General features: G+C 57.4%; 11 protein-coding genes. 8 read left to right on the plus strand and 3 right to left on the minus strand.

What is annotated here, in order from left to right; genetic code table 11:
- Positions 1-81 precede the first annotated feature (81 nt).
- Both KW828_RS20825 and rimL read left to right on the plus strand, forming a co-directional pair.
- Complete coding sequence (locus tag KW828_RS20825) at positions 82-1,737, plus strand: glucan biosynthesis protein D (protein ID WP_218338153.1); 1,656 nt, start codon at positions 82-84, stop codon at positions 1,735-1,737.
- A gap of 180 nt (positions 1,738-1,917) precedes the next feature.
- Complete coding sequence (gene rimL, locus KW828_RS20830) at positions 1,918-2,469, plus strand: 50S ribosomal protein L7/L12-serine acetyltransferase (protein ID WP_218338154.1); 552 nt, start codon at positions 1,918-1,920, stop codon at positions 2,467-2,469.
- Here the strand turns inward: rimL and ydcK are convergent.
- Positions 2,461-3,441, minus strand: coding sequence for a YdcK family protein (ydcK, locus tag KW828_RS20835; RefSeq protein ID WP_218338165.1), 981 nt, complete (start codon positions 3,439-3,441; stop codon positions 2,461-2,463). The genes rimL and ydcK overlap by 9 nt on opposite strands.
- A gap of 123 nt (positions 3,442-3,564) precedes the next feature.
- On the opposite strand from ydcK, the gene tehA reads away from it, so the two are divergent.
- The 3 genes from tehA to KW828_RS20850 all read left to right on the plus strand — a co-directional run bounded on the left by tehA (position 3,565) and on the right by KW828_RS20850 (position 5,951).
- Positions 3,565-4,554, plus strand: coding sequence for a dicarboxylate transporter/tellurite-resistance protein TehA (gene tehA, locus KW828_RS20840; protein ID WP_256350321.1), 990 nt, complete (start codon positions 3,565-3,567; stop codon positions 4,552-4,554).
- Complete coding sequence (gene tehB, locus KW828_RS20845) at positions 4,554-5,150, plus strand: tellurite resistance methyltransferase TehB (RefSeq protein ID WP_218338156.1); 597 nt, start codon at positions 4,554-4,556, stop codon at positions 5,148-5,150. Before tehA ends, tehB begins: the two co-directional genes overlap by 1 nt.
- A gap of 132 nt (positions 5,151-5,282) precedes the next feature.
- Positions 5,283-5,951, plus strand: coding sequence for a DUF3313 domain-containing protein (locus KW828_RS20850; RefSeq protein ID WP_218338157.1), 669 nt, complete (start codon positions 5,283-5,285; stop codon positions 5,949-5,951).
- Positions 5,952-5,984: 33 nt separating this feature from the next.
- On the opposite strand, the gene KW828_RS20855 is transcribed toward KW828_RS20850, so the two are convergent.
- Positions 5,985-6,893, minus strand: a complete 909-nt coding sequence (locus KW828_RS20855) for a DMT family transporter (RefSeq protein WP_218338158.1) — start codon at positions 6,891-6,893, stop codon at positions 5,985-5,987.
- A 174-nt stretch (positions 6,894-7,067) separates the two neighbouring features.
- Here KW828_RS20855 and KW828_RS20860 point away from each other — a divergent pair, with 174 nt between their 5' ends.
- Positions 7,068-7,940, plus strand: a complete 873-nt coding sequence (locus tag KW828_RS20860) for an AraC family transcriptional regulator (RefSeq protein ID WP_218338159.1) — start codon at positions 7,068-7,070, stop codon at positions 7,938-7,940.
- Here the strand turns inward: KW828_RS20860 and KW828_RS20865 are convergent.
- Entirely contained in the window at positions 7,920-9,086 is a 1,167-nt protein-coding gene (locus tag KW828_RS20865; RefSeq protein ID WP_218338160.1) for a benzoate/H(+) symporter BenE family transporter, read from the minus strand. The two genes, KW828_RS20860 and KW828_RS20865, sit on opposite strands and share 21 nt — an antisense overlap.
- A gap of 88 nt (positions 9,087-9,174) precedes the next feature.
- Here KW828_RS20865 and KW828_RS20870 point away from each other — a divergent pair, with 88 nt between their 5' ends.
- Both KW828_RS20870 and KW828_RS20875 read left to right on the plus strand, forming a co-directional pair.
- Positions 9,175-9,720 (plus strand): helix-turn-helix domain-containing protein, encoded by a 546-nt coding sequence (locus KW828_RS20870; protein ID WP_218338161.1) that lies wholly within the window; start codon positions 9,175-9,177, stop codon positions 9,718-9,720.
- Positions 9,721-9,800: 80 nt separating this feature from the next.
- A complete protein-coding gene (locus KW828_RS20875; protein WP_218338166.1) occupies positions 9,801-11,765 on the plus strand; it encodes a U32 family peptidase in 1,965 nt (654 codons plus the stop codon).
- Positions 11,766-11,967: the final 202 nt, after the last annotated feature.

Below are 11,967 nucleotides of genomic sequence, written 5' to 3' on the forward strand. Positions count from 1 at the left end.
CTAGAGTGAGCGTTCGTTTTGTTGCCGCTGTTTTGCAAAGGCGGAACGCATTCACCCGACCAGAAGGATGTTTTCTCAGGCATGAACCGCAGACGATTTATTAAAGGCTCAATAGCCCTGGCCGCTGCGTGCGGCACCACGGGATTCGCCTCTCTCTTCTCTCGTGCGGCATTTGCTGCGGAACCTGGCATTGCTGATGGTCAGAGCCGTCGCTTCGATTTTTCCGTACTGCAATCTATGGCGCATGACCTGGCGCAAAACGCCTGGGCTGGCACACCTAAGCCGCTGCCGGATACGCTCGCCACGCTGACGCCGCAGGCGTACAACAGCATTCAGTACGATGCGCAGCACAGCTTGTGGGCCAACATCCCGGATCGCCAGCTGGATATTCAGTTCTTCCACGTGGGCATGGGCTTCCGCCGCCGGGTGCGCATGTTCTCGCTGGATCAGGCGACCTCCGAAGCGCGCGAGATCCATTTCCGTCCGGAGCTGTTCAACTACCACGACGCGGGCGTGGACACCAAACAACTGGAAGGGCAGAGCGATCTGGGCTTTGCCGGATTCCGCGCCTTCAAAGCGCCGGAGCTGGCGCGCCGCGATATTGTTTCCTTCCTCGGCGCGAGTTATTTCCGTGCGGTGGACAGCACCTATCAATACGGCTTATCCGCGCGCGGCGTGGCGATCGATACCTTTACCGACACGCCGGAAGAGTTCCCGGATTTCACCTCTTTCTGGTTTGAAACCGCAAAACCCACTGATACCACTTTCACGGTCTATGCGCTGCTGGACAGCCCCAGCCTGACCGGGGCCTACAAATTCGTGATCCACTGCGAGAAGAGCCAGGTGATCATGGAGGTGGATAACCACCTCTACGCGCGCAAGGACATCAAACAGCTGGGCATCTCGCCGATGACCAGCATGTTCAGCTGCGGTAACAACGAACGCCGCATGTGCGACACCATTCACCCGCAGATCCATGACTCTGACCGTCTGGCGATGTGGCGCGGCAACGGTGAGTGGATCTGCCGCCCGCTGAATAACCCGCAGAAATTACAGTTCAACGCCTATCAGGATGACAACCCGAAGGGCTTCGGCCTGCTGCAACTGGACCGCGATTTTTCGCACTATCAGGACATCATGGGCTGGTATAACAAACGTCCGAGCCTGTGGGTTGAGCCGCGCAACAAGTGGGGCAAAGGATCTGTCGCGCTGATGGAAATCCCGACCACTGGCGAAACGCTGGATAACATCGTCTGCTTCTGGCAGCCGGAGCGGCCAATCAAAGCCGGGGACGATCTCGCCTTCCAGTACCGCCTGTACTGGAGCGCACAGCCGCCGGTGCACACGCCGATGGCGCGGGTACTGGCTACCCGTACCGGCATGGGCGGCTTCCCGGAAGGCTGGGCGCCGGGCGAGCATTACCCGCAGGTGTGGGCGCGTCGTTTCGCGGTGGATTTTGTTGGCGGCGATCTGAAAGCGTCGGCACCGAAGGGCATTGAGCCGGTGATCACCCTGTCGAACGGCGAAGCGAAACAGGTGGAGATCCTCTATGTGGAGCCGATCGACGGCTACCGCATTCAGTTCGACTGGTATCCGACCAACGATTCCACCGATCCGGTGGATATGCGCATGTTCCTGCGCTGTCAGGGCGATGCCATCAGCGAAACCTGGCTGTACCAGTATTTCCCCCCCGCACCCGACAAGCGTAATTACGTCGATGACCGCGTAATGCGTTGATGCTTGTCGTTTATAGGCCGGGTAAGCGTCAGCGCCACCCGGCGGAGATACAGGGCAGCGTGCCGGGATTGTGCCCGGCGGCGCAGGCTTGCCGGGCCTACGTTTCTGCTCAACGCCTGTAAACCGTAGGCCGGGTCAGCGTCAACGCCACCCGGCTTTTTCCCGCCTTCAGGAGTTCCCATGACCCCGGACGACCATATCCCCGTCAGCGATACCCTTACACTCTGCGCGATCAACGAGCAGGATGTACCCGAATTGCACCAGCTGGTGCTGAAAAACAAAGCCTGGCTGCAACAGTTTTTAGACTGGCCGCAATATGTCGGATCCGAAGACGACTCGCTGAAAAACGCACAGAGCAACATCATGCTCCATCAGCGCGGCTACGCGAAAATGTTCCTGCTGAAGTGGAAGGGGCGCATCGTTGGCGTGCTGTCATTTAATTCTGTTGAGCCGACCAATAAGACGGCCTATATCGGCTACTGGCTGGACGAAGATCACCAGCGGCAGGGGTTGTTGTCGCAGGCGCTTCAGGCGTTTATGGCGTTCTACGCCGCGCGCGGGGACGTGCGCCGTTTTGTGATCAAATGTCGGGTGGATAACGCCGCCAGTAATGAGGTCGCGCTGCGCAATGGTTTTACGCGCGAAGGTTGTCTGAAAGAGGCCGAATTCCTTAACGGCCGCTTTGACGATCAATATATCTACGCGCGTATTATCGATTCGCCGTCAGAGTGAGCCGATTAGCGGCGTGCGGGTAATATGCTCCGCGCCGTTCAGCACCTTTGGCCCACGCAGATGAATACCGCCGTCAGCAGATCCCGCAACGTTGACGGTGCCGCTGAGTTCCACTTGCTGTTCGATCAGCACATTACCGCTGATTTTTACCTCGCCCTGGATCACCACCTTGTTATCGAGCAGGATCGGGCCGCCGTGCAGCCACGCGTGACCGCCGACCAGCACGTGATGCTTGAGCACGCAGTTGCCTTCCACCACGGCATGTTCCGCCACCTGCGCGCTGTAGCGCAGCGTCGGAATCGCATCTTCTTCACTCCCGGCAACCACCCGCGCATGACCGTAAACTTTGGCGCAGTCGCACACCCAGACATTATTTTCTGCGTTGCCTTGCAGCAGGGCGAAATCAAACACCTCGGCGCGGTGCTCGATAAAGGCGTCGTTAACGATGGCGTCACCGTAAATTTGCGCCTGATGCACCACGCGCGAACGGCTCACCGTCGCACGCTGGTAAATACGCAGCCGCTGATGCGCGTCGGGCGTCATGCCGCGGGCGGCGATGATTTCACTGCCGTTGAGCACCCGCGCCTCATCGGCAATATCGCCGTCGCCGCGCACCGTTGATGCCTGTACCAGCACGCTGCCACACAGCCTTGCGCCGTGGCTGATTTCTGCGGCGTCCACCCAGGCGTTATCGCTAATCTGCACGTTATGACGCAAAACGCACGGCCCGGTGATCCGCGCGTTATCGCGGATCTGAGAGCCATCAAAGGCGAGACTGTTTTCATCGTAGATCCAGCAATCACCCTGTTGGGAAAGCACGCTTTCATCATCGATCCAGCCGCCGGGCGTTCCGGCCGTCACATCATTAAAATCACTGAGGGCTATAATCTGGCGCAGGGTGATGCTGCGCTTTTCCACGCCGTCCTGATAGCTGAACGTGCGGCACTCATCGCTGAGACGATATTTATTCATCATGGTTATTCCGCAGAAGCCTTCACTCAGCGTAGCAAAATTTACGCGACTGGCTATCGGCGGCGAATTTCCATAAAATGCATTTCAAATATCATTTAAATATTCAACTAAATGTGTAAACAAATGGTTAGCAAAAAAGTGCTGCATTTGCCCGCGGGTTATTTCGGGATGGTGCTGGGGATCATCGGCATGGGCTTTGCCTGGCGCTACGCCGCCACCCTCTGGCCGGTCAGCCCTATTATTGGCGACGGGATGGTTCTGCTGGCGACGCTTATCTGGGCGCTGCTGGCGCTGGCGTTCTTGTGGCGTCTGGTGCGCTATCCGTACAGCGTACTGGCGGAGATGCGCCATCCGGCGCAGAGCAGTTTCGTCAGCCTGTTTCCGGCCACCACGATGCTGGTTGCCATCGGCATGGTGCCCTGGTGGCGGCCGCTGGCGCTGGGACTGTTTATCACCGGCGTGACGGTTCAGCTGACCTATGCCGCCTGGCAATCCGCCGGTTTATGGCGGGGACTTCATCCTGAGGAGGCCACCACGCCTGGGCTGTATTTGCCGACGGTGGCGAATAACTTTATCAGCGCTATGGCCTGCGGCGCGCTCGGATTTCATGACGCCGGGTTAGTGTTTTTAGGGGCAGGGGTGTTTTCCTGGTTGAGTCTTGAACCGGCGATCCTCCACCGCCTGCGCAGCGCAGGGGAGCTGCCCGTCGCCATGCGTACCTCGCTCGGCATTCAGCTGGCCCCGGCGCTGGTCGCCTGTAGCGCCTGGTTTAGCGTTAACGGCGGTGAAGCGGATACCTTCGCCAAAATGCTGTTTGGTTATGGCCTGCTGCAACTGCTGTTTATGCTGCGGCTGATCCCCTGGTATCTGTCGCAGCCTTTTAACGCGAGCTTCTGGAGCTTCTCGTTCGGCGTGTCGGCGCTCGCCACCACCGGCTTACATCTTGGGCACAGCGCGAGTACGGGCTTTTTCCCTACGCTGGCGCTGCCGCTGTTTGTGTTCTGTAACCTGATCATTGTGCTGCTGGCGATCAACACGCTGCACTTATTATTCAGCGGCAAATTACTGACCCGCGTTGACCCGGCACTGTTAATAACATCGAAGGATAAATAATGACCACTCGTGATGAAAACTATTTTACTGAGAAATACGGCCTGACTCGTACCCATTCAGAAGTGCTGGAAGCGGCGGCGATTATTCCGCCGGGAAAAACGCTCGATCTGGGCTGCGGCAACGGGCGCAATAGCGTCTGGCTGGCGGCGAAAGGCTTTGACGTAACGGCATGGGATAAAAATCCCAACAGCATAAATAATCTGCAAACCATTAAAGCGGCAGAAGGGCTGGATAACCTCGATATTGCCGTTAACGATCTCAACACCCTGACTTTCGACGGCCAATACGATTTTATTTTATCCACGGTGGTGATGATGTTTCTGGCGCCGCAGACCATTCCGGGGCTTATCGCCAATATGCAGCGCTGCACCGTGCCGGGGGGATATAACCTGATCGTCGCTGCGATGGATACCGCCGATTTTCCGTGCACCGTCGGCTTCCCGTTTGCCTTTAAAGAAGGGGAACTGCGTGATTATTACGACGGCTGGGAGATCCTGAAATACAACGAAAATCCAGGTGAATTACACCGCACTGATGTCAACGGCAATCGCATTAAATTGCGTTTTGCCACGTTACTGGCGCGTAAAACGTCATAACAACTCAAGCCCGGCAACAGACCGGGTTTTTCTTTGCCTGAAATGTGCACCACCCCTCTTTTAGTCACAACACTCACCCAACTTATTTGCTATAACTTCATATGCATATGTGCACTTACAGAGAATCCCTTTATGCGTAATCCTACGTTTTTTAAAGTTGCAGTGCTTACCGGCCTGCTCACCCTGGCTGGTTGTGCGTCGAAAGTGGCGCAACCTGAAAACTATTCCGGGTTTTTGAAAGATTATTCTGGCTTGCAGCAAACGACCTCCGCATCAGGCAAACCTGTCTTGCGCTGGGTAGCTCCGAATTTTGATCCCAATAAGTACGACAGCATTGTCTACAATCCGGTGACCTACTATCCGGTAGCTAAACCCACCTCACAGATTGGCCAGCAGACGCTGGACGGCCTGCTGAATTACACTAACAGCAAACTGAAAGCAGCGGCTGCACAGCGCAAACCGCTGGTGACAACGCCGGGCGCGCACAGCCTGATTTTCCGCGGTGCGATCACCGGTGTGAATTCCAGTAAAGAAGGTCTGCAGTTCTATGAAGTGGTGCCTGTGGCGTTGGTGGTTGCCGGCACACAAGCCGCCACCGGCCACCGCACCATGGACACAAACCTCTTTTTTGAAGGCGAGCTGATTGACGCCACCACCAATAAACCGGTGCTGAAAGTGGTACGTAAGGGCGAAGGGAAAGATCTGAATAACGAAAGCACGCCAATGACCGTCGAAACCTTAAAACAGGTGGTTGACGACATGGCGACCGACGCCACCATGTTTGACGTAAACAAAAAATAATCACCTGCGCCACCTCCGGGTGGCGCACTTTTTTCACGCCTGTTTTATCCGCCACCGCCTGCCGCTGAACCAGTTTTCCGGACGGGTGAACATCACCAGATTCCCCACCAGAATCAGCGCCAGCCCACAAACCGCATTCAGATGCCAGACGTAACCTTCGTATAGCGTTGAAATCGTCAAGGCGACCAGCGGAAACAGCAATGTACTGTAGGCCGCTTTGCTGGCACCGATGCGCCCGACCAGCGTGAAGTACGCCCCGAAACCGATCACCGAGCCAAACAGCGCCAGATAAACCAGCGCGCCGAGGTACGAGAGCGTCCAGTCCGGGGTAAAATCATCGCCACGTATCAGCGCAATCGCGCCCATGATCATCGTGCCATAGAGCATCGCCCAGGCGTTGGTGGTCATGGTTTCCAGCCCGTTACGTTGATGACGCAGACTGACCATATTGCCCAGCGAAAACCCCAGCGTACCGAGGGCCGACAAGCCAATACCCATCAACAACGTACTGCTCATGTCGGTGGCGACCAGATCGTGCCAGAAGAGGGCGACGATACCGCACAGTCCCAGCACGGCGGCGAGGTAAAAACGGGCCGGTGGCCGGTTGCCGAAAAACAGAAAACTATTGATGCCGTTAAACAGTACCGCCATGGAGAAGATCACCGATTCCAGACCGGTATTGATCCACCCCGCCGCGGTATAAAAGCACCAGAAATTAAAGCCAAACACGCAACCGCCCTGCAACAGACAAAACAGATGATCGCGTCGTGTCAGCGGCCGCAGGCGACGGAACACCGTCAGCGCCGTCATAATGACCAGCGTCGCCAGCGCAAAGCGCCAGAAGATGGACACCGGTGCCGGCACGCTGCCCTGTTGTAAGAAAATGGCGATCCACGTGGTGCCCCAAATCACCACCACCAGGCAATACAATAATGCGTTCATATTTCATCTCTGCTCGATTGACCTGCGGCTGATTCTGGCGCGCTACGTCACCCATGGCTTGCACCCCTTTGCGCTCAACTTGCAAAATCTTGCGCTTTTTTATCCGCTGGCGGGACAAGTCGTAGGGAAGGCGGGTAAACTGCGCCTCTGGTTAATCATTTGTTAAGCGGCGTTATGGCGGAAATTTATCGGGCATTTGAAAATCTGCGCAATCACAACGCGGTGCTGCACGATTCGGTGGCGCTGAATACCGGTATGCAGCTGGCGGCCTGGTCAAATACGCGCGACAACATCACCCAGTATTGCGATCACCACACGCTGAGCCTGTATATCGACAATGGTTACGAGAGCTATCACAAAACCTCCGGCGGCTGGAAAAACGGCGGTGGGCCTGATCGTTTTTGCCTGATGCCGACCGACAGCGAATCAAGCTGGGATATTCGCGATAACCTGTCATTTGTGCACCTCTACTGCACCGATGCGCACCTGGGCACGGTGAGCGAGCAGATCTGGGATCGCCGTCCGGCGTCGTTAACCCTGAACGAACAAACGTTTGGCGAAGATGCGCAGATCACCACGCTGTACCGCCATTTTCTGCTGGGCTGCGACTGGCAGCAGCAGGCGAATCAGCTGACCCTCAGCACGGCCTCGACGCTGCTGTTAACCCATCTGGTGCAACATTACAGTAACGTGCGCTGGCGGCTGCCGACCGTCACCGGCGGGCTGTCGCCGTCGGTGCTGCGTAACGTCCTCGCCTACATTGACGCCAGCCTCGCGCAACCGCTGACGCTCGCGGATCTCGCCGCCGAGGCGGCATTAAGCGAATTCCATTTTGCGCGCATGTTCCGCCAGTCGATGGGGCTGGCACCGCACCAGTATGTGATGCAGCGCCGCATGGCACAGGCCGAGCAGCTGGTGCGCTACAGCAATAACTCCCTGACGGAGATTGCGCTGGCCTGCGGCTTTAACTCCGCCAGCCATTTCAGCAATCGCTTTAAAAGCGTCACCGGCATTACACCGTCACAGCTACGTGCGCGCCACCCGTGACAGCAGGGCGTAGCACGCGCCGCCGATAATTAATCCCCAGAAGGCCGAACCGATACCGAGCAGCGTAATGCCGCTGGCGGTGATGAGAAAGGTGACAATAGACGCGTCACGTTCATGCGGATGCGCCAGCGCCTGATACAGACTACCGCTAAAGGTGCCGAGCAGCGCCAGTCCCGCCAGCGTCTGGATCCAGCTCACCGGCAAGGCCGTCATCAGCGCGGTAATCGAACTGCCAAAAATCCCGGCAAGCAGATAAAACACCCCGGCGGCGATGGCCGCCAGCCAGCGTTTACTGGCGTCCGTATGCGCATCCGGGCTGAGACAGACCGCCGCACTGATCGCCCCGATGCACACCGAGAACGCGCCGAACCCCGACAGCAACACCGTTAACCCGCCGGTAAAAATCATCAGCGGTGAAACGGGAACCTGATAGCCCGCCGCCTGGAAGGTCGCCACGCCCGGCGCGTTTTGCGACGCCATAGTGACGAGGAAAAAGGGAATACCGATGCTGATTAGTGTGGTGAGGGTAAACTCCGGGGCAATAAATTCCGGCAGCACCGGGCTAAAATGCAACCCGGATGTGACAACGTCACCAGAAGCCCATGCCGCCACAATGCCTGCCAGCAGCGTGCCGACGATGGCGTAGCGGGGCGCAAACGCCTTACCCAGCACCCATGCCAGCAACATCGTGCCGCACAATAATAAATGTCCCTCAATGTTCCTGAAGGCTTGCAGACCAAAACGCAGTAAGATGCCGCCCAGCATGGCGGCAGCCAGCGAATGCGGGATGATTTTCATCAGCCGCGCGAAGAGTCCGGTCAGGCCGCACAGCAGGATCAGCGCATTGGCGAAGATAAATACGCCTATCACCTCGTTAATGCTGACGCCATGCAGGCTGGTCGCCAGCAGTGCCGCGCCGGGCGTTGACCATGCAGTGAGCAGCGGGACGCGGTACCATAGCGTCAATGCCAGCGTGCTGACGCCCATCGCGAGGCCCAGCGCGGTCATCCAGCCGGCGATCTGCGTGTCGCTGGCACCGGCGGCAGACGCGGCCTGCCAGATAATCGCCGCGGAGCTGGCATAACCCACCAGCACGGCAACAAAGCCCGCGAGTACTGCGGGTAGAGGAAAAGAGAACGGACGCATAATGGCCCCTGTGCGTTATAGCGTCCGCGTAAATTATCATTGTGCGCTATAACGTACAAGTGAAGGTGATGTTCACCAGGAGAAAACGATGGATCTGACACAGTATCTGGCCGGTACGCTGAAAAGCCTGCGCCAGGCGCGGGGCTGGAGTTTGTCACGCCTGGCGGAAGAAACCGGCGTCTCAAAGGCAATGCTCGGCCAGATTGAGCGTAACGAATCCAGCCCGACGGTGGCGACGCTGTGGAAAATCGCCACCGGCCTCAACGTGCCGTTCTCGACTTTTATCGCCGCCCCCGACACGCTTACCCCCCAGGCGTACGATCCCGACCAACAGGCGATGGTCATCACGCCGTTGTTTCCGTGGGACGCGCAGCTGCACTTTGACCTGTTCTCCATCACGCTCGCCCCCGGCGCGCTGAGCGAATCCACGCCGCACGAACGCGGTGTGATTGAACATGTGGTGGTGATCAGCGGCCTGCTGGAGATGTGTCTCGACGGGCAGTGGCAGACGATTGGCGCCAACAGCGGCCTGCGATTTGCCGCAGATAAACCCCATGCCTATCGCAACAGCAGCGCGCAGACCGTGCACTTTCATTCGCTGATCCACTACCCGACAGAAAAAAGCCGCGGCTAAGGCGTGGAAAATGTTTTGGTCTGTGGGCTATTCTCACTACAATAGCGGCCATTTTGACCATCCTGGATAACGACGACCGTATGCGCCTGCAATCCCATCATCTTGAATTATTAAGCCCGGCCCGTGATACCGACATCGCCCGCGAAGCTATTCTTCACGGCGCGGATGCGGTGTATATCGGCGGCCCCGGCTTTGGTGCCCGCCACAATGCCAGCAACAGTTTGCAGGACATTGCGAAACTGGTGCCGTTTGCCCATCGCTATGGCGCAAAAGTGTTTGTGACGCTGAACACCATTCTGCATGATGATGAACTCGAACCGGCGCAACGGCTGATCAGCGACCTCTACCAGACCGGCGTCGATGCGCTGATCGTCCAGGACATGGGCGTGCTGGAACTCGATATTCCCCCCATTGAACTGCACGCCAGCACCCAGTGTGATATTCGCAGCGTGGAAAAAGCCAAATTCCTCTCGGACGTGGGTTTCTCCCAGATCGTGCTGGCGCGTGAACTCGACCTCCAGCAGATCAAGGCCATTCATCAGGCCACTGACGCCACCATTGAATTCTTCATTCATGGCGCGTTGTGCGTGGCCTATTCCGGCCAGTGCTATATTTCCCACGCGCAGACCGGGCGCAGCGCCAACCGCGGCGACTGCTCGCAGGCCTGTCGTCTGCCTTATACCCTGAAAGACGATCAGGGCCGCGTGGTGTCTTATGAAAAACACCTGCTGTCGATGAAAGACAACGACCAGACCGCCAACCTCGGGCAGTTAATCGATGCCGGGGTGCGCTCCTTCAAAATTGAAGGGCGCTACAAAGACATGAGCTACGTGAAAAACATCACCGCGCACTATCGTCAGATGCTCGATGCCATTATTGACGATCGCGGCGACCTGGCGCGCTCCTCTGCCGGGCGTACCGAGCACTTTTTCATTCCGTCCACCGACAAAACCTTCCACCGTGGCAGCACCGACTATTTTGTGAATGCCCGTAAAGCAGACATCGGCGCGTTTGATTCACCGAAATTTATCGGCCTGCCGGTGGGGGAAGTGCTGCGCGTCGGTAAAGATCATCTGGATGTGGAAGTGACAGAGCCGCTGGCAAATGGCGACGGCCTGAATGTGATGATCAAGCGTGAGATTGTCGGCTTCCGCGCAAACACGGTGGAGAAAACCGCCGAAAATCGTTATCGCGTCTTCCCGAACGAGATGCCAGCCGATCTGCATAAAGTGAAACCGCATACCGCGCTGAACCGCAACCTTGACCATAACTGGCAGCAGGCGCTGACCAAAACCTCCAGCGAACGCCGCATCGCGGTGGATATTGAACTGGGCGGCTGGCAGGAACAGCTGATCCTCACCGTCACCTGTGAGGACGGTATCAGCGTCACCCATACGCTGGACGGCCAGTTCGACGACGCCAATAACGCCGACAAAGCGTTGAGCCAGTTGCAGGATGGCCTGGCAAAATTAGGCCAGACACGGTATTACGCGCGGGACATTCAGATAAACCTGCCAGGCGCGCTGTTTGTGCCGAACAGCCTGTTAAATCAGCTGCGCCGGGAAACCATTGAGCTACTGGATGACGCCCGGCTGGCAAACTATCAGCGCGGCAGCCGTAAACCGGTGGCCGTACCCGCGCCGGTGTACCCGGAAACCCATCTGTCGTTCCTCGCTAACGTGTATAACGCCAAAGCACGCGCGTTTTATCATCGCTACGGCGTACAGCTGATCGATGCCGCTTACGAGGCGCACGAAGAGAAGGGCGATGTGCCGGTGATGATCACCAAACACTGCCTGCGTTTTGCGTTTAACTTGTGCCCGAAACAGGCGAAAGGGTCGATCAAGAGCTGGAAAGCAACGCCGATGCAGCTGGTGCATGGCGATGAAGTGTTAACCCTGAAATTCGACTGCCGCCCGTGCGAGATGCACGTGGTGGGCAAGATCAAAAAACATATCCTGAAAATGCCGCATCCGGGCAGCGTCGTGGCGTCGGTCAGCCCGGAAGAGCTGATGAAGACGTTGCCGAAACGCAAAGGGGTGTAAGGTTGCGCCGGGTGGCGGCTACGCCTTACCCGGCCTACGGTAGGATGTGGTGATGTGGTTTCGCCGGGTGACGGCTACGCCTTACCCGGCCTTGTATTATGCTTCCCGTGCACAAAGAACCGGCCGGTTCTTTCTGCCATGCAGTCCACATGCCGTACCCGGCCTCAGGCTTGCAGCCTGTGACGTAGATTTATGCAGTGGA

Source organism: Enterobacter sp. ENT03 (assembly GCF_019218745.1).
In the GTDB taxonomy this organism is placed as follows: Bacteria; Pseudomonadota; Gammaproteobacteria; order Enterobacterales; family Enterobacteriaceae; genus Enterobacter_D.